The organism is uncultured Holdemanella sp. (assembly GCF_934754935.1).
In the GTDB taxonomy this organism is placed as follows: Bacteria; Bacillota_I; Bacilli_A; order Erysipelotrichales; family Erysipelotrichaceae; genus Holdemanella.
Genome location: NZ_CAKVJB010000009.1, coordinates 36,647 through 57,268, shown reverse-complemented (window position 1 = coordinate 57,268; position 20,622 = coordinate 36,647). Strand labels below are relative to the sequence as shown.

Below are 20,622 nucleotides of genomic sequence, written 5' to 3'. Positions count from 1 at the left end.
AATTGTACTCAAGTTCAATTGTTGGTATAATTTAAAAAAAGGATGTGGGATTATGGAAAATAAAATTGTTCTTGTGACAGGAATGTCGGGAGCTGGAAAATCAAGCGCAATGAATGCCTTGGAAGATTTAGGGTATTATTGTATGGATAATTTTCCTAAGGAATTACTAGATAATTTAGAAGAATTATTAAGAAAAGATGAAACGCACTATAAAAATGTGGCATTAAGTGTGAGTGCTATAGATTATCAAGCTTTCGTCAGTTATTTTGAGAATATAAATAGAGAACTACAAATTTTATTTTTGGATTGTAGTGATGAAGAATTGTTGTTGCGCTATCGCTTTACAAGAAGGCAACACCCAATGATTGTAAATCATTTAGCTACAACATTAGAGGATGCGATTGAAGTTGAACGTGATTTCTTGGATCATCTACAAGAAAATTCGCAGAATACTATTCATATTGATACGACAAAATTAAGTACTTCAGCTTTGGCAAGTCGTGTTTTACATCGTTTTAAAAGTGCCAAACGAAGTGTATTTACTGTGACATTTCAGTCTTTTGGATTTAAGCATGGAGTGCCATTAGATGCAGATATGGTTATTGACGTTCGTTTCTTGCCTAATCCATTCTATGATCCTTTGTTGAGGGAAAAGACGGGAAATCAAAAAGAAGTTTATGATTATGTTATGGATAAAACCGAGACACAGGAATTTATTGTTCATCTAAAGAATTATTGTGATTTTGTATTTAATCAATATGAGAAACAAAATAAATCACATATGATTGTTGCGATAGGTTGTACAGGTGGACAACATCGTTCGGTTTCTATTTGTAACTGGTTATATGATACGTATAAAGATACATATCGTTGTTTTAAATCACATCGTGACATTGGAGTGGATGAAGAATGAAAAAGATAGTTGTGATTGGTGGAGGTACAGGTCTATCAAGCATGTTGAAAGGCATGAAGCGATTGGAAGATGTGGATTTGACTGCTATTGTTACTGTTGCAGATGATGGTGGTAGTACAGGAAGAATCCGTGACATTTACAATGTACCTGCAGTTGGGGATATTCGTCATGTTTTATGTGCGATGGCCGATGAAGAAGATGAAGGTTTCTTTTCAGATTTATTAAATTATCGTTTTGAAGGTAGTAAAGATATTGGTGGGCACAATCTAGGAAATTTGATTTTTTTAGCTATGATCAATACGACTGGTTCTTTTATGGGGGCTATTGAATCTATTTCAAGAGTTTTAAATGTGAAAGGAAATATTTTGCCAAGTACACTAGATGTTGTCACTTTGTATGCCATGATGAAAGATGGAACTTTGGTTCGTGGTGAAAAAAATATTCCGACTGTATACAATAGTATTGATCATGTATTTTATCAAACAGATGTACAAGCTTACAAGCCGGCTATTGAAGCAATCGAAAATGCGGATCTAATTATATATGGAATTGGATCTTTATATACTTCAATTATGCCAAACTTGATTATTTCCGATATTTCAAAAGCAATTGAAAAGAATCCTTGTAAAAAGATTTATTTTTGTAATGCGATGTCACAACCTGGAGAAACGGATGGGTATACTGTGCAAGATCATATTCGTGCCATTGAAAAGCATTCGTTTAAACATCCAGTGGATTTAGTTGTTGTGAATCAATCAAAGTTACCGAAGGAAGTATTGGATATGTATGCTTTACAAAAGAGTTATCCAATTTGTATTGGAAATGAGGCAACGGACTATGCTATTATACAAAGAGATTTGTTGGCCTTGGATTCAAAAGGACGTATTCGTCATAATCCAATGGCGGTTAAACAAGTTGTTGAGGAACTAATCAAGGGGGTATAGACTTGTCCTTTACTAGCGAAATCAAAAAGGAAATTTGTAAAGAAGAAATCGATGCTCAAATGATGAAGGCACAATTATGTGCCCTTTTTCAGATGCGAGCAAGTTTACATATGAACTGGCAAGGTATGTATTTATCTTTTCAGACTGAAAATGCAACGATTGCCAAACATGTATTTCAAATTATGAAAACATTATATGACGTAGATCCGCGTCTTTCTGTATTGAAAAAAATGCAGTTAAAGAAAAATAATATATATCGCATTCAAGTTTTTGATAAGGCACAGGAAATTTTGGAAGACCTTCAGATTTTGACAGATTCAGGTTTACGATATACGCCAAGTGTGAAAATGGTACGTTCAGAAAAGATGGCAAGAGCCTATCTTCAGGGATGTTTTTTGGCTAGTGGCAGTATCAATTCACCTAAGTCGAGTAATTATCATTTAGAGATGTCAAGTCAGGAAAAGGATTTGGCATTGAGTGTTCAAAAATTGATGCAGCGTTTTTATTTACCTGCAAAAGTAATTGAAAGAAAAAGTGTATATGTCGTATATATAAAGGCTGGAGATAAGATTGCTGATTTTTTACGTTTGTGTAATGCTTCCAATGCGTTGTTTGAATTTGAAGATTCTAGAATACAAAGGGATTTCTATAATCAAATTACGCGTTTAGACAATTGTGAAGTGGCAAATGAAGTGAAGAGTTTGAAAGCGGCAAAATCACAATTAGAGGCGATTGAATTTTTGGAGAATAACGCAAAAAAAATTGTGATTCCAGAAAAAATCATGCATGCGATGCAAATTCGAAAAATGTATCCGGAAGCGAATTTGAATGAATTGTGTTTAGAATGTAAAAATGAATTTGGTGAAGATATTTCAAAGTCAGGCATGAAACATCGTTTGGCTAAGGTGAAGCAGATGGCTAAAGATCTCAAGGAGGAGTTGGATGCTTAAGAAAATAGGAATTGTAGGTTTATCTTTCTTATTGTGTGCATGTTCAATGGGGGTTCAATTAAAAAAACAAATGTTTACGATTGAACTTGGTAAAGATATTTATGCCAATCCAACTTTGTATTTAAAAGATACTTCTCGATCAAATCGATTAAAAGTTGTTTCAAAAAGCGTTGGTGTAGATAAAAAAAATAATCGTTTTATGACATCGGGTATGGATTATCTTGTGGTTGGAGAATATGATTTTGCGATTCAAGATGGGAATAAAGAGTATCCGTTTGTGATCAAGGTAAAAGATACAACACCACCTGTTTGTGCAAGTGAAGTCAGTCAAATCACTGTAAGTGTTGGTCAAAATATTGATTGGAATTCATACTTCCATGCGACAGATCTATCCGGTGTGACTTTTGAAGCGAATGTGGATACATCAGCTGCATCTACACAAGATGTTCAATTGAAGATCAGTGATCGTTTTGGCAATGCAGTCACAAAAAATGTAAGTGTGGTTGTACAATGAGAAAAGCCGATAAAATATTGATTGTATGCATTATGGTTTTATCTGTTTTTCTTTGTGTTCCCTTGTTTTTTAGTAAAAATGCGAACAGCTATGCGAGTGTCTATGTGAAAGAAAAACAGGTGTTACGTATCGACTTATCAAAAGATAAATCGTATGTAGTGGATGGAAAGATTGGTAAAGTGCATATTGAAGTGAAACAAAAAAAGGTTCGTGTAACTCAAGAAAAGAGTCCGCATCATTATTGTTCAAAACAAGGATTTGTTTCGGATGCCAATGTTCCGATTGTATGTTTGCCAAATGAAACGGTGGTAAAAATCGAAAAAGAAGCCAGTCAGGATACGGTGATACAATGAATGTGAAAAAAAGTGTGATTTTAGCTTTTCTAGTTGCGGTGGGCATCTTATTGCAGCTGTTGGAAAGTTTTGTTGGTATCTTCATGATTGTTCCAGGATATAAAATTGGGCTTGCGAATATTTCAGGGTTGTTTGCACTTTATTTATATGATGAAAAATCGTTGGCTTATGTTTCGTTGCTTCGAATTTTTTTATCAAGCTTGATGCAAGGAACATTATTTTCGGTTTCATTCTATCTATCGTTAAGTGGTGGGATTTTAGCTTGTATTGCGATGATTATTGCGTATAAAAGTAAAGTGTTTTCTATATATGGAGTCAGTATACTTGGAGCTAGTTTTCATAATATAGGACAAGTGATTGCGATTACTTGGATCTATCAACAGTATTTTATGCAGCTTTTTTTGCCGATTCTTTTGGCATTATCCATTGTGAGTGGTATATTAATTGCAGTAGTATGTAAAAAGGTGTTAAGCCGAATTCATGGAGGTTTTTATGGAAAAATATAGTTATACACCAAAAGGTGTTTGTAGTCGTCAATTCAATTTTGAAATTGAAGATGGCATTATTCAAAGCTTTGAAGCCATTGGAGGATGCAATGGTAACTTAAAAGGTATTGGTTGTTTATTGAAGGGAAGAAGTGTAGACGAAGTTATTGATACATTGACAGGTGTAACTTGTGGTAATAAACCAACTTCATGTCCAGATCAAATTGCGTGTGCACTAAAGGCATATCGTGGCTGATCATTTCTTAGGGGCTTTAAAAGAAATTGAGCGTCGTGCACAAAATAATATTCTTGTATTTTCGGATGTTCTAAGCGAGCGCCTGGATATTATTGCACAAAGCATGATTTCTAAATCAATTTCAGACAATGATTATTTAAAGTTGGCGGAATTGTATTATAAGAAGTTTTCGAAAGAGGAAAATAAACAGGGAATGTTGTTTTGTCTTTTGAGGATGCAACAAATCTTGTTTTTAAAAGAACATACGGAAGCACAAACAGAAGACATTAAGATGGAGTTTAGTGAAGGGCTTGATAGTATTACGAAAGCATTTTTATCAAGGAAAAGAAATTATTATCAGAATACATTGAAGAATATATTTCAAAGATTCATCTTGTTGGATACGCTTGCATATGTCTTATTACTGATATTATTTGTGCTTTTATTCCACATTCCTTTTAAGGTGGCATTCATACTTCTTTTGCTTGTATGGATCGTCGCACTTGTCTATGCTAAACAAAAGGGTGTTCCACATTTTTATGATTTACGTATTCAAACGCTTTCACAAGATATAGATTCAGTATTTTTACAAGTAGATCAAGGTGTTTTTTCAAAAGTCGAGTAATCGACTTTTTTTCACAAGCTATCTTGTTAAATATATCACAAATGTGCTATTATTATGGCATGGGGTGATAAAAAATGCAGAATAGAAATGTGCCCAAAGCAACTTTACAAAGATACCCAGTATATTTAAAAGCTTTACGTAAGCTACAGAAAAATGGCGTTGAAAGAATCATGTCTAAAGAATTATCTAGTTTTGTTGATATTGAACCAACAACGATTCGACGTGATTTTTCATTCTTAGGTAACCTTGGAAAGCAAGGCTATGGATATGATGTGGATAAGTTGATTGAAATATTTAATAGTCAGCTTGGTGTTGATTTTGATGAAAAAATTATATTAGTAGGTGCTGGTAACTTAGGACGTGCATTAATGAATTATAATAAGTGGAATTATGTAGTTGGCGAAATTGCATGTGCCTTTGATGTGGATCCGGCAAAATGTGGAACTCAATTTGGTGTTGAAGTTTACCCAATGTCAGAATTGGATAATAAGATTCCAGAAGGATGTCGTATTGCTATTTTAACGATTTCACACGATGTACAAGAAACGGTGGATAAATTGGTTCAGTGTGGAATCAGTGGTATAGTAGATTTTACGCATCAGCATTTTTTGGTTCCAAAAGGGGTTGTCATTAAAAGTATTGATGTGGTATCATCTATACAAGAATTGGTATTTATTACAAATTCATTAGAAACAAAGACGCAGAAATAGAAGTCGTCCAAAACAAACATGTAAAGAGAGTCCTAGTCGGTGAAAATGGATAATGCAAGTTTGGATAGATAACACCTGTGGAGTCGGACTGGAGAAATGAAGTAGACAGTCACGTGTGGAATGCGTTAAATTCCAATTGAGTGCATACATACGTGTGATGAAACAGGATGGTACCGCGGTTATAATCGTTCCTTAATTATTAAGGGACGTTTTTTTATTTTGAAGGGAGAAACTATGTTAGTAAAAAAATTAAAAGAAACTTTTGAACAGTACGATGGACAAAGTGTTACTTTGCAGGGTTGGGTTCGTACAAATCGTAATTCAAAGGCAGTTGGATTCATTGCGTTGAATGATGGAACAACTTTTTCAAATGTTCAAGTTGTATATGGTGAAGGCTTAGCAAATTTTGATGAAGTATCTAAAATTACAACTGGATCTGCAATGGAAGTGACAGGTAAATTAGTTTGTACTCCAGATGCAAAACAGCCATTTGAAATTCAAGCTGAAAATATTAGCGTTTTAGGATTATGCGATCACGATTATCCTTTACAAAAGAAACGTCACAGTTTCGAATTTATGCGTGAAATTCCTCATGTACGTCCTCGTGCAAACACTTATTATGCGATGTTTAGATTAAGAAGTGTATTAAGTATGGCTATTCACACATTCTTCCAGGATCGTGGATTTGTTTATGTACATACACCAGAAATCACTGGTAATGATGCTGAAGGTGCTGGAGAATGTTTTACAGTTACAACTCGTGAGGATGCAAAATATGATAAGGATTTCTTTGGAAAACATGCACAATTAACAGTATCTGGACAATTGCATGTTGAACCTTTTGCCCTAGCATATCGTAATGTTTATACATTTGGTCCTACTTTCCGTGCAGAAAATTCAAATACAACTCGTCATGCTTCTGAATTCTGGATGATTGAACCGGAACTTGCATTTGCAGATTTAGCTGACAACATGGATTGTATTGAAGAAATGATCAAATATTGCATCAATTATTGTTTAGAACATGCTAAAGAAGAAATGGAATTCTTTGCGTCTATGATTGATAAAGAATGTATTAAGCGTGTAACGCATGTGGCTAATTCTAGTTTTGAAAGAATGACATATACAAAGGCAATCGAATATTTAGAAAAAGCGAAAGATCAATTTGAAAACCAAGACATTTTCTGGGGGATGGATCTACAGAGTGAGCATGAACGTTATATTTGTGAAAAAGTAGTAAATGGTCCAGTGTTCTTAACGGATTATCCAAAAGATATCAAAGCTTTCTATATGCGTATAAATGATGACAACAAAACAGTTGCAGCATGTGACTTGTTAGTTCCATATGTTGGAGAATTAGTTGGTGGATCACAACGTGAAGAGCGTTATGATGTGCTAGTAGATCGTATGAAAGAAATGGGAATGGAACAAGAAACTCTGCAATGGTATTTAGATTTACGTCGCTTCGGTGGATGTAAACACTCTGGATTTGGTTTAGGATTTGATCGTATGTTAATGTATTTAAGTGGTGTAGCTAACATTCGTGATGTACAGCCATATCCTCGTACACCAAGAAATTTAATTTTCTAGTGAATTAAACAGGTATCTCGTTGATACCTGTTTTCTTGTGTGATATAAATAAGGGGTATGAAAAAAACAAGAGTAATAAATAAGAAAAATTTAAGCGCAATGATTATCGGAATAGTTGCGATTGCGATCGCAATCGTTTGTGTTTTTTTATATGTTTCAAAGCCGAAACAAGCAGATAAGTCATCCCAGTCTTACTTGAATGGTGTGGATGTGGATAAATTACACAAAAAGGTAGAAAAAAATTTTGAAGGTACATATCTATTAAAGGATTATGTGGTTTATGGAGAAACGTTATCTTTGTATAAAAGTAAATATGGATCAACAGATGCTGATAAGATGCAAGGCAACAACATTGTATTAAAAAATGTCATGACGGATTCGACAACGAGTTTTACTTTTAACGGAAGTGTGGATTCAGGTATTGATTTAGGGGCTTTAAAAGAAGGAATCTATGAATTATATACGTATAATCATTTTGAAAAGGAGCGAATCTATTTCAAGGATGCTTTTAAGGCAAAGACAGTTACAACGATGCGCCGGGATGAAAAAGTGACTACGGTATCTTTTATAGCGGATAAAAATGCATTGAAAGAATATGGAATTCAATTTAAGAAGAATTATGCGTTTATTATTGTGACAAATCAAGAACCAAATGAAGATATTTATGATGTGGTTATTGATCCATGTGGTAATGCGATGAATTATTTTTCAAATACGGTTGATGTTGGTGCAAGTACATCTATTTTAGATGAGGCGAGTTCTTCTTTGAAATTTGCCAAGAAAGTCAAAAAAGAACTGGAAAAGAAAGGCTTAAAAGTAAAGATCTTGCGTAAGGAAAATGAAACTCCAGGCTATTATGGAGTGGATGGTCGTCCGGCGCGTGCTTATAAGACAAAGGCAAAACTATATTTAGCTTTAGGTGCTAGTTTAGATGAAAATGTATATGCTCCATACATGTTAACAAGTCCTTATACGAATAGTGGACTTGCCAATACGGTTTCATATTTTATGGAACAAAATGATTTAACTTTATATGAAGCAAGAACGAATACTACACAGGAAAATGGTGTTTTATATGATTCTTATGCAGAAAGTGATGATGGAAAAGTGTTAGATTATGAACTCTATCCTCAATTACGAGAAACAGGTGGAAGAGCCACTTATGCGGGTGTATATGGAGATGAGTTTAGAAATGCAGACTACAAAGATGCATACGGAATGTATGGTTTATATTTTTCATATGCGAGTGCAATGAACTCACAAAGTGTAACGTATTTTAATGAAAATGCGGATGCGATAGCTAAAATACTTGTTAAGAGTATTGTTAGATATTTTGAAATTTAAGGGTGATATAAGTATGAAATTACAATTGAGTAATATTCAAAAGTCTTTTGGTGCCAAAACGGTTTTGGCTGGTGCAAATTTTCAAGTGCGTGATAATGAAAAGATTGCTCTAGTTGGACGTAATGGTTGTGGTAAAACGACGTTGATGAAAATAATTTGTGGACAGGAAAATTACGATTCTGGCTCACGTATGGTATTGAATGGAACGAATATTGGTTATTTAGCTCAGATTACTTTTGTGGATGAGGAAAAAACGGTTTATGAAGAGCTTTTAACGGCTTTTGATAAGGTTCGTGAATTAGAGAAGCAATTAAATGAGCAAGCGGAAGTTTTAAAAACAGATTCAAGTGAAAAACAATTAGCGAAATATGATATGTTGCAGACTCGTTTTGAAGCTTTAAATGGATATCAATATGAGGTGGAACTAAAGAATGTATTTTTTCATTTTCAATTTGATGAAAAAGATTTAAATAAAAAGTTATGTGAATTTAGTTCGGGACAAAAAACGAGAATTGCCTTAGTTAAATTATTATTAACGAAGCCAGATATATTATTGTTGGATGAACCTACAAACCATTTGGATATTGCAGCTATAGAATGGCTTGAAAACTATGTGAAGCATTATCCTTTTGCGGTTGTTTTGGTCAGCCATGATCGTATGTTCTTAGATCATGTGGTGGATGAAATTGTAGAAATCGAATTTGGTAAGACGCAAAGATATGTGGGAGATTATTCGCATTATTTGAAGGCAAAAGAAGAATATTTAAAAAAGAATCATGAGGCGTATGTTCGTCAGCAACAGGAAATTCATCGTTTAGAGGATTTAATTGAGAAGTTCAGATATAAAAAGAACAAAGCTGCTTTTGCGAAAAGTAAACAGAAGTATTTAGATCGAATGGATAAAATTGAAGATAGTTCTTCGGATACAAGTCAAATGAAGGCAGTGTTTACTTGTGCAAGAAAAGGTGGTAAGCAAGTTCTTGAAGTTGAAGATTTGAGTGTTGGATATGATACAGTGTTGTCAAAAGTTTCCTTTCAATTGTTACAAGGACAACGCATGGCTATTGTTGGACCGAATGGTATTGGTAAATCAACTTTGATCAAGACTTTAGTCAAAGAACTTCCAAGTATATCGGGAAGCTTTAAATTTGGACATCAAATCGATGTGGGATATTTTAATCAGGAAAGTGCTCAGATGAAGTCCAACAAGAATGTATTGGATGAATTATGGGATATGGATCCAGATGCAACGCAAACACAGATTCGTAATACGTTGGCAAGCTTTTTATTTACACAGGATGAAGTGTTTAAAGAAGTCAATGATTTGTCGGGTGGAGAAAGAGTGCGTTTAGCTCTTGCAAAACTGATGTTAGAACATGATAACGTCTTACTTTTGGATGAGCCAACCAACCATTTGGATATACCAGCTAAAGAAGCGTTAGAATCGGCATTGGAAAAGTATGATGGAACGATTCTATTTGTGTCGCATGACCGTATGTTTTTAAAGAAAATGGCTACGCGTGTATTAGAGATGGATTCAGTTAGTAAAGTTTATGATTTGAATTATGAAGAATATTTGGATAAAAAGGCAAATAATGAATTGATTGAATCGGTAGTAAAGGTTGAAAAAGAGGTAAAGCCACAAACTGTATCTTTCACAGATTTAAAGGCTATTAAAAATCGTGTTGCGAAACTTGAAGTTTTATTAGATGAGGCGGAACAAGATTTAGAGGCTATGCGAGAATTAAGGTATGAGCCAGAGTATTATCAAGATTATCGTAAGATGGAAGAATTGGATGCGAAAATCGATGATAAGCATAATGAAATAGCAGCCTTAATGAAGGAATGGGAAGAGAAAATGGCTATGATGGAATAGGGGTGTCGTTTGGCATCCTTATTTTTTTAAAAAAAGTGTTGCGTTCAAAAATATGTTGTGGTAATATATATGGGCACTGATAAATGGACTCTTAGCTCAGCTGGCAGAGCAACTGACTCTTAATCAGTGGGTCTGGGGTTCGAATCCCCAAGAGTCCACCATTTATGTGTATAAGTCGATTTGTTCGGCTTTATTTTTTTGAAAAAAGATATTGAATAAACCAAGTCTGTGTGGTATTATCAATAAGTAAAAGAAATGGAAAGATAGAAGCACCCCTTCTCACCTGATGTCTAGAGGGACATAGGTTCACGGCCAATTCAGTTTGAATTCGTTTAAAAGAGTGATGGGTGTGGAATGCACCCATTTTCTTTTTGTGAAAATTAAAAAAGGATGGTGTCGAATATCAATAACAGAAAAGTTGCCCCAAATAATGTAAACGATGATTTGTTTAACGAAAAGATTCCGTTTAGAGAAGTTCTTGTCATCAATGCGGATGGAGAACAATTGGGAGTTATGTCAAAAAAAGAAGCATTGGACATTGCATACAAACAAAATTTAGATTTGTTGTGTGTTGCACCCAAAGCGCGTCCGGCTGTGTGTAAAGTTTTAGACTATGGTCGCTATCATTTCGAACAACAGAAAAAAGCTAAAGAAGCGAAACGTAAACAACATGTTGTTGAAGTTAAATCTTTACGTTTATCACCGATTATCGATACACACGATTTTGAAACAAAAGTTCGTCAGACGTCAAAATGGATCGAAGCGGGTATGAAAGTAAAGATTGATATGCGATTCCGTGGTCGTTTGATCACTCGCTTGGAAGTTGGTCGTAAGATCATGAATGACTTCATCGAAGCTATGTCTGAAGTAGCTGTCGTTGAAAAGAAACCTTCAATGGAAGGTAATACGATGTCAACTGTGTTGGCACCTAAAAAGAAGTAAGGAGGACTAGACTATGCCTAAAATGAAGAGTCATAGAGGATTAGCAAAACGTGTAAAAAAGACAGGTTCTGGAAAATTAAAGAGATCTCACGCTTATACATCTCACCGTTTCCATGGAAAGACTAAGAAACAACGTCGTCACTTAGCTAAACCAGGTACTGTACATGCTACAGATTACAAACGTATTAAGGAAATGTTAGTTAAGTAATTAAGGAGGATATAAAGAATGGCAAGAGTTAAAGGTGGAACAGTTTCACGCGCTCGTAGAAAAAAAGTGTTGAAACTTGCCAAAGGATACTTTGGATCAAAACATACATTATACAAAACTGCAAATGAGCAGGTAATGCATTCATTCAGATATGCATACAACGATCGTCGTAAGTTAAAAGGAAACATGCGTAAAATCTGGATTACACGTATTAATGCAGCTGCACGTATGAATGACTTATCATACTCTCGTTTAATGCACGGATTAAAATTAGCTAATATTGCGATCAACCGTAAAATGTTAAGTGAAATGGCTATTCACGATGCTGAAGGCTTCACTAAACTTTGCGAAGAAGCAAAAGCAGCTTTAAATGCATAATGAAACTGTCGTAAGACAGTTTTTTTTTCTTGTTGACAAAATAAAGATTATAGGGTATAAATTAGTTAGTTAGATGAAACTAACTAACACTAAATGCAATTATGAGATCGCTCTTTTCACTTGTTTAATAATTTATTAGATTTCATAAACTTCGGACATTTTTTTAAATGTCCTTTTTTTTATTTACAAATCTTCTGAGTAAGACTATACTAACTATAAGTTAGAATTAACTAATTCTAACTTTCATTCATAGTTCTAAGGAGGATATATATTATGAAAGACGGATGGAAAAATAAAACAATGTGGACATTTATTGGTGGTGCAGCTACTGCATTGGCAGGATCTAAATTCCTAAAAAGTGACACAGCACATGATTTAGCCGTTAAAGGTTTAGCTGGTGGTATGAAATTTAAGTCGGATACAACTTATAAGTATGAAACAATTAAGGAAGATGCAAAGGATTTATTAGAAGAAGCCAAAGTTCAAAACGAAGGCGAATAAAATGAGTAGTTTTACTATTGCCCATGACATTCCTGGACGAATGAGAATTCGCTATGGAAAGAATAAGTTTTCTAGTGTTCAGGGCGAAGTTTTAAAAAAGGATCTTTATGCATGGCCTATGATGGAAGAGGTTGAAGTCAATAGTGTTACGGGTAGTGTTTTGATGATGTATGACAAAGCCCAAAAGGATGTGTTGCTGAGTAAACTACATGCATTAGACATACAATATCTTCAAAATGCAGATACTTCTTCGATTGTAGTTCATTCACAATCACCAGAAGCTATTGCGATGAATCGAGAATATATGAATCGGTTCTTTAAGATTATTGGTAAACGTTATTTCATTAAATGGTTTTTACCAGTGGGACTTGGTAATGCGATTACAATCTATAAGTCGATTCATTTTCTTAAAGAAGGTTTAAATTCACTTTTACAATGCAAGGTCAATGTTCCTTTATTGGATGCCACAAGTATTGGTGTGAGTTTGATTCAAAAAAATTATACAATTGCTGGTAACATCATGATGTTACTAAATATTTCTGATTTGTTAGAAGATTACACACGTAAGAAAACAAAACTTGAATTATCCAATAGTTTATCGATTCAATTTGATAAAGTGTGGATTTTAGAAGATGGTGTAGAACAAGAGATTGCCATGTCTAAACTTCAAAAAGGGGATGTAGTCATCTCACAAATGGGTTCTATGATTCCAATCGATGGAGAAGTCGTGGATGGAGAAGCAATGATCAATGAATCAAGTTTTACTGGGGAGCCTCTTTCTAAACATGTAGAGAAAAATGACACGGTATTTGCGGGGACTTTAATTGAAGAAGGAAAACTGTTTATTCGTGTTCGTAATTTACAAGATGAAAGTCGTATTAGTAATATTGTTAAGATGATTGATACAAATGAATCATTAAAGGCAAGTATTCAAGCTAAGGCTGAGCATTTGGCAGATTCTATTGTTCCATTTAGCTTTTTAGGTTTCTTTGGTGTTTTGGCTCTAACAAGAAATGTAACACGCGCAACATCCGTATTGATGGTGGACTATTCTTGTGCCATTCGATTATCGACTTCCATTGCGGTTATTAGTGCAATGCTTGAAGCTAGTAAACGAAATGTTTTAGTAAAAGGTGGTAAGTATTTAGAGGCAATCAAAGATGCGGATGTGATTGTCTTTGATAAGACGGGTACTTTGACAAATGCCAATCCAACCGTAAAGAAAGTTGTTCCTTTAAACGGGTATACGCGTGATGAAGTATTAAGGATTGCAGCTTGTCTTGAAGAGCATTTTCCTCATAGCGTGGCCAATGCGATTGTAAATCAAGCTAAAGAAGAAGGCTTGATACATGAAGAAGAACATGCCAAGGTTGAATATATTATTGCACATGGTATTGCGACAAGTTTATATGGTAAGCGTGCCATTATTGGTAGTGATCATTTCATATTTGAAGATGAAGGTATTGAAAAGACGGATGATATGGATAATGTAATTCATTCTCTTGAAAGCGAAGGAGCAGGATCTATAATCTATCTTGCGATCGATAATGAAGTGGCTGGAATTATCAGTATCTATGATCCTATTAAGGATGAGGCTAAACAAGTTATTCGTAATTTAAAAACATTAGGAATTACGAAAGTTGTCATGTTGACAGGGGATTGTGATAATGCGGCTAAAGCCGTGGCTCATGAATTAGATTTAGATGATTATCGCTCATCGGTTTTACCAGAAGATAAGGCAGCTTATATTCAAATGTTGAAAGACCAAGGTCATATTGTCATTATGGTTGGAGATGGTATCAATGATACGCCAGCTCTATCAACGGCAGATGTTTCTATTTCAATGCAGGATAGCTCCGATTTAGCTCGAGAACTTGCAGACGTAACACTTGTTTCAAGCAATTTAAATGAGCTTGTGATTCTTAGAAAACTTGCGATGAATGTGTTTGATCGAATTCATGCGAATTATCGTTTTATTGTAGCCTTTAATTCAAGTTTAATTGGATTAGGTGCTTTAGGTTTGATGAGTCCAAACACTACAAGCTTATTACATAATGGAAGTACTTTTGCGCTAGCAGCATCGAGTACGCGTAATTACTTATAATAAAAACTGGATTTTTTGATCCAGTTTTTTTCTATAATGCCTTAGAAGTATATCCAACATTAGATAAAGTATCGATTAACTTATCGGTTGGATGTTGTTCTTTAGATAATATTGTCACTGTATTATCTTCAGTATTTACTTTGGCATAAAAGCCTTCTTGGCTATTAAATGTATTTTCAATCGTACGAACACAGCTTTGACAATGAATGTCATATACTTTTAAAACGGTTTTATAAGGATAATGCTCCTTGTTTTTATCTTTTACTTTAACTTTTTTAACCGTTTCACTGCCACCACAACATCCTGATGTGGCTCTTTTTTTTGTAGAACGAATGCCAATACAGATAATAATGCCTAAAATGACACAAATAATAATTGTTGGTAAGTTCATATTTTTAATCCTCCACTAAAGAAAATACAATAAATAGTTAGAATAGTCAAACTGAGTTAATCTTGTGTAACTTTTTATTGACATCACTTCATGGTAAGAGTACACTAACTGTGTTAGAAGAGTCTAACCAGGAGGGTTCGATATGCCATTATCTTTTGCAGATTTAAATTCAGTCAATACAATTAAGAAAATTGGTGGTTCAAAAGAACAGCAGCGACACTTAGAAAACTTAGGCTTTGTGCCTGGAACTGTAATTGTGGTTGTGAGTAAAACCAATGGAAATGTCATTGTGAATGTTAAAGAAGTTCGAATAGCCATTAGTGAAGAACTCGCAAGAAAGATCATGGTGTAGAAAGGAGTAATTATGACTTTAAAGGAAGTTTCAATTGGCCAAACAGTGACTGTAAAAAAATTGTCTGGTCAAGGAGCAACAAAACGAAGAATTATGGATATGGGAATTACTAAAGGAGTAAATGTTACTGTTCAAAAGGTAGCTCCATTAGGTGATCCAATTGAACTAACCGTTCGTGGATATCAATTGTCTATTCGTAAGGCAGACGCAGAAATGATTGAAGTAGAGTAAAGTTAAAAATTGGAGGGAATTATGTCAATTCAAGTCGCATTAGCAGGTAATCCGAACTGTGGTAAAACCACATTATTCAATGGCTTAACGGGTGCTACACAATATGTGGGTAACTGGCCAGGGGTTACAGTAGAGAAAAAAGAAGGAAAGTATAAGGAAGATAAAGATATTAAAATTACCGATTTACCAGGTATTTATTCATTATCACCATACACTTTGGAAGAAGTTGTATCTCGTGAATTTTTATTAAATGGAAATGTTGATGTTGTTTTAAACATCATTGATGGATCTAACTTAGAAAGAAACTTATTCTTAACAACACAAATCTTAGAGTTGGGTATTCCAACAGTTGTTGCGATCAATATGTTAGATGTCATTGAAAAAAGAAAAGATACAATTGACTATAAAAAATTATCAGAAGAATTAGGATGTCCTGTCTTGCCAATTTCAGCATTGAAAAGTACAGGAATCAAAGAATTGATGGCAGAAGTTAAAAAGACAGCTAATACTCAATTTGCAGCTAAAAATATTTATGCAGGTAAAGTATTAAATGCATTGAATACAATTGAAACAAGTTTGCCTTCAAGTATTGAAGCAAGTCGTCGTTTCTTCTATGCCGTTAAACTATTTGAAAGAGATGATAAAATTGAAGCAGCTATCAAGTCAAAGGCAGAAGCTAACGTTATTGAAGCTTGCGAAAAGTCAATGGATGATGATAGTGAATCAATCATTACGGATGCTCGTTATACATATATCACAAGTATAATTAAAGATTGCTATAAAAAAGGATCAAAAGAAGTATTAACAACTTCGGATAAGATTGATCGTATTGTCACAAACCGTGTTTTGGCATTACCAATCTTTGCGCTAGTGATGTGGTTTGTATATTATATTTCCGTAACTACAGTAGGAACGATTGTAACAGACTGGACAAATGATGTCCTGTTTGGTGAAATTATTCCACCTGCAGTAGATAGCTTCTTAACTTCAATTCAATGTGCAGATTGGTTACACGGATTGATTGTTGATGGTATTATTGGTGGTGTAGGAGCTGTCATTGGCTTTGTGCCACAGATGTTAGTATTATTCTTCTTCTTAGCTATTTTGGAAGATTGTGGATATATGGCACGTGTTGCCTTTATTATGGACCGTATTTTCCGTAAGTTTGGATTATCTGGAAAATCATTCATTCCTATGTTGATTGGTACAGGTTGTGGTGTGCCTGCCGTTATGGCAAGTCGTACCATTGAAAGTGATCGTGATCGTAAGATGACAATCATGACAACAACATTTATTCCTTGTGGTGCAAAGATGCCGATCATTGGTTTAATTGCCGGTGCTGTTTTCCATGGTGCTAGCTGGGTAGCTCCAAGTGCCTACTTTGTAGGTATGGCTGCTGTTATTATTTCTGGTATTATGTTAAAGAAGACAAAATTATTTGCCGGAGATCCTGCACCATTCGTTATGGAAATGCCAGCATACCACATGCCTCGTGCAGTTAACGTATTAAGAAGTATGTGGGAACGTGGTTCAAGCTTCATTAAAAAGGCTGGAACAATCATCTTACTTTCAACTATCGTATTGTGGTTCTTACAAGGCTTTGGTTGGGAAAAAGGTGGATTTGGTATGGTTGATGATATTGATCATTCAATTCTATCTTCAATTGGACAAACATTCGCATGGATCTTCTCACCTCTTGGATGGGGCGATTGGAAAGCTGCCGTTGCTAGTGTAACTGGTTTGATTGCGAAAGAAAATGTTGTCGCAACATTTGGACAATTGTATGGATTTGCCGAAGTGGCTGAAGAAGGAAATGAATTCTGGGGACAATTATCCGCTAGCTTTACACCTCTAGCTGCCTATTCATTCATGGTATTTAACTTATTGTGTGCTCCATGTTTTGCGGCAATGGGAGCTATCAAACGTGAAATGAATAACACAAAATGGTTCTGGATCGCCATTGGTTACCAATGTGGATTCGCTTATGTATGTTCATTGATTGTTTACCAATTAGGAAGTCTTTTCAATGGTGGATCTTTTGGATTTGGAACAATCGTAGGATTGATTTTATTGATTGGTTTGATTTATCTATTGGTTCGTCCATCAAAAGAAAGTGATACTGCAGAAGTTGAATTTGCGGTAAAATAATGTAAAAGGAGGGATTTTATGAATCTATCAACATTTCTAGTTTTATTGGTTGTGTGTGCATGTGCAGGCTTAGCTTGTCGAAGTATATATAAAGATAAAAAGAATGGTAAATCCAGTTGTGGTGGTAGCTGTGGGCATTGCGGCTCTCATTCGATGTGTGAAAATCCCAAAGCATTTTTTGATCAGATAAAAAAAGAACAATTTAGTAAATAAGAGCATCGAAAGGTGCTCTTTCTTTTGATATAATAGGTGCAAGAATCGAGGAAAATTAAAAATGAATTTAAAAGAAAAATATGCAGACTTAATTGTACGTTCAGGATTGAATGTTCAAAAAGATCAAATAGTAGTTGTACGTGCCAATGTAGAAATGAATGAATTTGTTCGTTTGATTGTAAAATCATGTTTTGAGGTTGGCGCAAAAGATGTCATTGTTCGCTATAGTGATGATGAAATCAATCGTATGCGATATCTTTCTGAAAATCGTATGCCTTATGATTATGAAGCTTTGTTCCACAATGAAACGGCTGAAAAAGGTGCTTGTTATTTGAGCTTGGTGGGCGAAGATCCAGATGGAATGAAGGGCGTAGATCCTAAACTAATGTCAAATTATAGTAAGACATTAAGAGGTATGACACAACCATATCGTGATAAATTAGATTATATGCATGCAGCATGGTGTGTGGCTAGTGTTCCAACTATGGCTTGGGCTAAAAAGGTATATCCAGAATCAGAAGATGCGTTAACTGATTTGTGGAATGCCGTATTAAAAATGAGTCGTGTCAATGAAAAGGATGCGAATGAAAACTGGAATGAGCATCGTGCTTCTTTTGATAAGCGAGTTTATATTTTGAATCATTTGGATATTGAAAGTGTTCATTATACAAATTCTTTAGGAACGGATCTAGTTGTAGAACTTCCAGAAGGCTATGTATTTGCGGGTGGAGGTTCATTCTTGGATAATGGCAATTACTATTTCCCAAATATTCCTACCGAAGAAATTTTCTCGGCTCCAAAAAAGACGGGTGTAAATGGTAAATTATATAGTGCTTTACCACTAGCTTATAATGGGGCTGTTGTAAAAGATTTCTGGTTTGAATTTAAGGATGGTCAAGTCGTTGATTATGATGCCAAAGAAGGAAAAGAAGTTTTGACAAGTATTTTAGAAACAGATGAGGGATCTAAATATCTTGGTGAAATTGCCTTGGTTCCTTATGGATCGCCAATCAGTGCTATGGATACATTGTTCTATGAAACATTGATCGATGAAAATGCTTCTTGTCATTTTGCCTTGGGTGCAAGCTACAATGAATGTATTGAAAATGGTTTAAATATGAGTGAAGAAGAATTGTTAGAACATGGTATGAATCAATCTTTTGCGCATGTTGATTTTATGGTAGGAACAAGTGATTTATCGATTGAAGCAATATTAAAAAATGGTGAAAAAATCTTTATTTTCAAGGATGGTAAATACACAAGAGAATTTGACGGATATACATTAAATTAGTACAATAGTAGAGTTGGAGGGATATTTATGGCAAATGAAAATGAAAAGAATCCCAGTGCTTTAGAAGAACTTAGACAGTTAAAAAGAACGGATCGTATTAAATCTTTAGATATACATGAACCTGAATTAAAGGGTTTTAATGCAGAAAATATTTTCCATATTGATGAAGAGCCAGAAAAGAAGACATTATTTGGAAAAAGAAGTGCAAAAACACATGTAAAAATCAATGAAAATATATTTGATGATGAAGTGAGTGAATCAGTTGAGATTACACCAAATACTTCTATTGAAGAAGTAGAGGCACCTATTGAAAAGCATACAGTAGAGCCTGTGATTGGTAAGCGTGCTGAAAAAGTGGAGGTTGAAGAACCTAAAAAAGCGGTTGTTGAAACTATTGATGCAGATGAGAATTTTACAACGGAATCGATTGAAAATGAATTAAAGACTTTTAATGTAAATCCAGTTGCAGAAGAAGAGGTAAAAACATCTGAACTTATTGAAGAAGAATCAGCTCCAGTTTTGAGTGAAGAAGATATTTATGATGATGACGAAGATGATGAAGTAGAGGAAGATGAAGATGAAAATCTTTATGAAGAAAGAAAAAGCTTCTTATATGCGGAATATCCTAAAATAGAGGCATACCTTCAAAAGAAATCAAATGAAGGATATCACTTTGTTCGTCATGAAGGAAAGAAATATTACTTCAGAAAAGGCCAGCCAAGAACATATTATTATTCTATGGATTACTTTGTGGATGAGCCTGATGCAGATCAATGGCGTCAATGGGAAGCGGATGGTTGGAAATTGGTTTCTAAATCCGAAGGTAAAAAGAAAAGTGATGCCGGATGGTTTACGTTTAGAAATGAAGAAGAAGATGGAGAATACCGTAAAGAAATTGATAATGATTCTGAAAAATATCGTTTCTTTAAGAAATATTCAAGTTCATGTCGTTCTACAATGTTCTTAGTATTTATTTGTATGGCATGTTGTGTTGTAACAGGCTTACTTCAAATTTATTTCCAGGGCTATTTAGCAGGTATCGCATTATGCGCGGCACTATTATTGATTTCATTTATTGTATTCTGTATGTATGGAAGAATGCTTAGAAAATCAAAGAAGAGAGCTCGTGAATTAAAATCGAAATTAAGAGTTAAAGAAATTCGTGCTAATGAAAGAAATAAAGATTTCTATGATACTTCTGAAAGCGAAGAAGAATTAGATACGGATTGGAACACATTAGAACAACATACGTCAAAACAAAAGAAAACATTGTTTAGACGTGTGGATGATGAATATGTGGATGATGATGAAGAATAAAGAGGCA

The 20,622-nt window shown here is 34.5% G+C and carries 24 protein-coding genes and 1 tRNA gene; 24 read left to right on the top strand and 1 reads right to left on the bottom strand.

The window, feature by feature from the left end; genetic code table 11:
* Positions 1 to 52 precede the first annotated feature (52 nt).
* The 18 genes from rapZ (at position 53) to Q0E86_RS03710 (ending at position 14,672) form a co-directional block, all read left to right on the top strand.
* Positions 53 to 913 (top strand): RNase adapter RapZ, encoded by an 861-nt coding sequence (gene rapZ, locus Q0E86_RS03795; RefSeq protein WP_181979240.1) that lies wholly within the window; start codon positions 53 to 55, stop codon positions 911 to 913.
* Entirely contained in the window at positions 910 to 1,857 is a 948-nt protein-coding gene (gene yvcK / locus Q0E86_RS03790) for a uridine diphosphate-N-acetylglucosamine-binding protein YvcK (RefSeq protein ID WP_295754617.1), read from the top strand. The genes rapZ and yvcK overlap by 4 nt, the downstream gene beginning before the upstream one ends.
* A 2-nt stretch (positions 1,858 to 1,859) precedes the next feature.
* Positions 1,860 to 2,807, top strand: a complete 948-nt coding sequence (whiA, locus tag Q0E86_RS03785; protein WP_295754616.1) for a DNA-binding protein WhiA — start codon at positions 1,860 to 1,862, stop codon at positions 2,805 to 2,807.
* A complete protein-coding gene (locus Q0E86_RS03780; protein WP_295754615.1) occupies positions 2,800 to 3,321 on the top strand; it encodes a hypothetical protein in 522 nt (173 codons plus the stop codon). Before whiA ends, Q0E86_RS03780 begins: the two co-directional genes overlap by 8 nt.
* On the top strand, positions 3,318 to 3,674 hold the full coding sequence (locus Q0E86_RS03775) for a NusG domain II-containing protein (protein WP_295754614.1): 357 nt from the start codon (positions 3,318 to 3,320) through the stop codon (positions 3,672 to 3,674). Before Q0E86_RS03780 ends, Q0E86_RS03775 begins: the two co-directional genes overlap by 4 nt.
* Entirely contained in the window at positions 3,671 to 4,180 is a 510-nt protein-coding gene (locus Q0E86_RS03770) for a Gx transporter family protein (RefSeq protein WP_295754613.1), read from the top strand. The genes Q0E86_RS03775 and Q0E86_RS03770 overlap by 4 nt, the downstream gene beginning before the upstream one ends.
* Positions 4,167 to 4,415: a TIGR03905 family TSCPD domain-containing protein gene (locus Q0E86_RS03765; protein WP_220412586.1), complete on the top strand. Its 249-nt coding sequence runs from the start codon at positions 4,167 to 4,169 to the stop codon at positions 4,413 to 4,415. Before Q0E86_RS03770 ends, Q0E86_RS03765 begins: the two co-directional genes overlap by 14 nt.
* Positions 4,408 to 5,019, top strand: coding sequence for a hypothetical protein (locus Q0E86_RS03760; RefSeq protein WP_295754612.1), 612 nt, complete (start codon positions 4,408 to 4,410; stop codon positions 5,017 to 5,019). The genes Q0E86_RS03765 and Q0E86_RS03760 overlap by 8 nt, the downstream gene beginning before the upstream one ends.
* Before the next feature lie 74 nt (positions 5,020 to 5,093).
* Positions 5,094 to 5,729: a redox-sensing transcriptional repressor Rex gene (locus Q0E86_RS03755; protein WP_295754611.1), complete on the top strand. Its 636-nt coding sequence runs from the start codon at positions 5,094 to 5,096 to the stop codon at positions 5,727 to 5,729.
* A 234-nt stretch (positions 5,730 to 5,963) separates the two neighbouring features.
* Positions 5,964 to 7,319 (top strand): asparagine--tRNA ligase, encoded by a 1,356-nt coding sequence (gene asnS / locus Q0E86_RS03750; protein ID WP_295754610.1) that lies wholly within the window; start codon positions 5,964 to 5,966, stop codon positions 7,317 to 7,319.
* Positions 7,320 to 7,376: 57 nt separating this feature from the next.
* Entirely contained in the window at positions 7,377 to 8,663 is a 1,287-nt protein-coding gene (locus Q0E86_RS03745; RefSeq protein WP_295754608.1) for a hypothetical protein, read from the top strand.
* Between the two features lie 13 nt (positions 8,664 to 8,676).
* Positions 8,677 to 10,539 (top strand): ribosomal protection-like ABC-F family protein, encoded by a 1,863-nt coding sequence (abc-f, locus tag Q0E86_RS03740; protein WP_295754606.1) that lies wholly within the window; start codon positions 8,677 to 8,679, stop codon positions 10,537 to 10,539.
* 85 nt (positions 10,540 to 10,624) lie between these two features.
* A tRNA-Lys gene (locus tag Q0E86_RS03735) sits at positions 10,625 to 10,700 on the top strand.
* Positions 10,701 to 10,929: 229 nt separating this feature from the next.
* Entirely contained in the window at positions 10,930 to 11,481 is a 552-nt protein-coding gene (gene infC, locus Q0E86_RS03730) for a translation initiation factor IF-3 (RefSeq protein WP_118010556.1), read from the top strand.
* A gap of 13 nt (positions 11,482 to 11,494) precedes the next feature.
* Complete coding sequence (gene rpmI, locus Q0E86_RS03725) at positions 11,495 to 11,689, top strand: 50S ribosomal protein L35 (protein WP_003865815.1); 195 nt, start codon at positions 11,495 to 11,497, stop codon at positions 11,687 to 11,689.
* 18 nt (positions 11,690 to 11,707) lie between these two features.
* A complete protein-coding gene (gene rplT, locus Q0E86_RS03720) occupies positions 11,708 to 12,067 on the top strand; it encodes a 50S ribosomal protein L20 (RefSeq protein ID WP_003865814.1) in 360 nt (119 codons plus the stop codon).
* Positions 12,068 to 12,340: 273 nt separating this feature from the next.
* Positions 12,341 to 12,568, top strand: a complete 228-nt coding sequence (locus Q0E86_RS03715; RefSeq protein ID WP_295754604.1) for a DUF1490 domain-containing protein — start codon at positions 12,341 to 12,343, stop codon at positions 12,566 to 12,568.
* Position 12,569: 1 nt separating this feature from the next.
* Positions 12,570 to 14,672 (top strand): heavy metal translocating P-type ATPase, encoded by a 2,103-nt coding sequence (locus Q0E86_RS03710; RefSeq protein ID WP_295754602.1) that lies wholly within the window; start codon positions 12,570 to 12,572, stop codon positions 14,670 to 14,672.
* A gap of 31 nt (positions 14,673 to 14,703) precedes the next feature.
* Here the strand turns inward: Q0E86_RS03710 and Q0E86_RS03705 are convergent, their stop codons facing one another.
* A complete protein-coding gene (locus Q0E86_RS03705; protein WP_295754600.1) occupies positions 14,704 to 15,063 on the bottom strand; it encodes a heavy-metal-associated domain-containing protein in 360 nt (119 codons plus the stop codon).
* 142 nt (positions 15,064 to 15,205) lie between these two features.
* Between Q0E86_RS03705 and Q0E86_RS03700 the strand changes: the two genes are divergently transcribed.
* The 6 genes from Q0E86_RS03700 (at position 15,206) to Q0E86_RS03675 (ending at position 20,615) form a co-directional block, all read left to right on the top strand.
* The gene (locus Q0E86_RS03700; RefSeq protein ID WP_117571186.1) at positions 15,206 to 15,415 is read left to right on the top strand and encodes a FeoA family protein; all 210 of its coding nucleotides are present in this window, start codon (positions 15,206 to 15,208) and stop codon (positions 15,413 to 15,415) included.
* A gap of 12 nt (positions 15,416 to 15,427) precedes the next feature.
* The gene (locus Q0E86_RS03695; protein ID WP_295754598.1) at positions 15,428 to 15,646 is read left to right on the top strand and encodes a ferrous iron transport protein A; all 219 of its coding nucleotides are present in this window, start codon (positions 15,428 to 15,430) and stop codon (positions 15,644 to 15,646) included.
* A gap of 21 nt (positions 15,647 to 15,667) precedes the next feature.
* On the top strand, positions 15,668 to 17,794 hold the full coding sequence (feoB, locus tag Q0E86_RS03690) for a ferrous iron transport protein B (RefSeq protein WP_295754597.1): 2,127 nt from the start codon (positions 15,668 to 15,670) through the stop codon (positions 17,792 to 17,794).
* An 18-nt stretch (positions 17,795 to 17,812) separates the two neighbouring features.
* Positions 17,813 to 18,007, top strand: a complete 195-nt coding sequence (locus Q0E86_RS03685) for a FeoB-associated Cys-rich membrane protein (RefSeq protein ID WP_003865798.1) — start codon at positions 17,813 to 17,815, stop codon at positions 18,005 to 18,007.
* Positions 18,008 to 18,068: 61 nt separating this feature from the next.
* The gene (locus Q0E86_RS03680; RefSeq protein WP_295754594.1) at positions 18,069 to 19,298 is read left to right on the top strand and encodes an aminopeptidase; all 1,230 of its coding nucleotides are present in this window, start codon (positions 18,069 to 18,071) and stop codon (positions 19,296 to 19,298) included.
* A 27-nt stretch (positions 19,299 to 19,325) separates the two neighbouring features.
* A complete protein-coding gene (locus Q0E86_RS03675) occupies positions 19,326 to 20,615 on the top strand; it encodes a DUF2812 domain-containing protein (protein ID WP_295754592.1) in 1,290 nt (429 codons plus the stop codon).
* Positions 20,616 to 20,622: the final 7 nt, after the last annotated feature.

Bases quoted from the DNA above. Each gene is read 5' to 3' on its own strand.
- Q0E86_RS03780 (WP_295754615.1), top strand. From the start codon at position 2,800: ATGCTTAAGAAAATAGGAATTGTAGGTTTATCTTTCTTATTGTGTGCA.
- feoB (WP_295754597.1), top strand. From the start codon at position 15,668: ATGTCAATTCAAGTCGCATTAGCAGGTAATCCGAACTGTGGTAAAACC.
- Q0E86_RS03745 (WP_295754608.1), top strand. From the start codon at position 7,377: ATGAAAAAAACAAGAGTAATAAATAAGAAAAATTTAAGCGCAATGATT.
- Q0E86_RS03755 (WP_295754611.1), top strand. From the start codon at position 5,094: ATGCAGAATAGAAATGTGCCCAAAGCAACTTTACAAAGATACCCAGTA.
- rapZ (WP_181979240.1), top strand. From the start codon at position 53: ATGGAAAATAAAATTGTTCTTGTGACAGGAATGTCGGGAGCTGGAAAA.
- Q0E86_RS03685 (WP_003865798.1), top strand. From the start codon at position 17,813: ATGAATCTATCAACATTTCTAGTTTTATTGGTTGTGTGTGCATGTGCA.
- asnS (WP_295754610.1), top strand. From the start codon at position 5,964: ATGTTAGTAAAAAAATTAAAAGAAACTTTTGAACAGTACGATGGACAA.
- Q0E86_RS03765 (WP_220412586.1), top strand. From the start codon at position 4,167: ATGGAAAAATATAGTTATACACCAAAAGGTGTTTGTAGTCGTCAATTC.
- Q0E86_RS03770 (WP_295754613.1), top strand. From the start codon at position 3,671: ATGAATGTGAAAAAAAGTGTGATTTTAGCTTTTCTAGTTGCGGTGGGC.
- Q0E86_RS03775 (WP_295754614.1), top strand. From the start codon at position 3,318: ATGAGAAAAGCCGATAAAATATTGATTGTATGCATTATGGTTTTATCT.
- Q0E86_RS03675 (WP_295754592.1), top strand. From the start codon at position 19,326: ATGGCAAATGAAAATGAAAAGAATCCCAGTGCTTTAGAAGAACTTAGA.
- Q0E86_RS03710 (WP_295754602.1), top strand. From the start codon at position 12,570: ATGAGTAGTTTTACTATTGCCCATGACATTCCTGGACGAATGAGAATT.
- Q0E86_RS03705 (WP_295754600.1), bottom strand. From the start codon at position 15,063: ATGAACTTACCAACAATTATTATTTGTGTCATTTTAGGCATTATTATC.
- Q0E86_RS03715 (WP_295754604.1), top strand. From the start codon at position 12,341: ATGAAAGACGGATGGAAAAATAAAACAATGTGGACATTTATTGGTGGT.
- rplT (WP_003865814.1), top strand. From the start codon at position 11,708: ATGGCAAGAGTTAAAGGTGGAACAGTTTCACGCGCTCGTAGAAAAAAA.
- infC (WP_118010556.1), top strand. From the start codon at position 10,930: ATGGTGTCGAATATCAATAACAGAAAAGTTGCCCCAAATAATGTAAAC.
- Q0E86_RS03700 (WP_117571186.1), top strand. From the start codon at position 15,206: ATGCCATTATCTTTTGCAGATTTAAATTCAGTCAATACAATTAAGAAA.
- abc-f (WP_295754606.1), top strand. From the start codon at position 8,677: ATGAAATTACAATTGAGTAATATTCAAAAGTCTTTTGGTGCCAAAACG.
- rpmI (WP_003865815.1), top strand. From the start codon at position 11,495: ATGCCTAAAATGAAGAGTCATAGAGGATTAGCAAAACGTGTAAAAAAG.
- Q0E86_RS03695 (WP_295754598.1), top strand. From the start codon at position 15,428: ATGACTTTAAAGGAAGTTTCAATTGGCCAAACAGTGACTGTAAAAAAA.
- Q0E86_RS03680 (WP_295754594.1), top strand. From the start codon at position 18,069: ATGAATTTAAAAGAAAAATATGCAGACTTAATTGTACGTTCAGGATTG.
- yvcK (WP_295754617.1), top strand. From the start codon at position 910: ATGAAAAAGATAGTTGTGATTGGTGGAGGTACAGGTCTATCAAGCATG.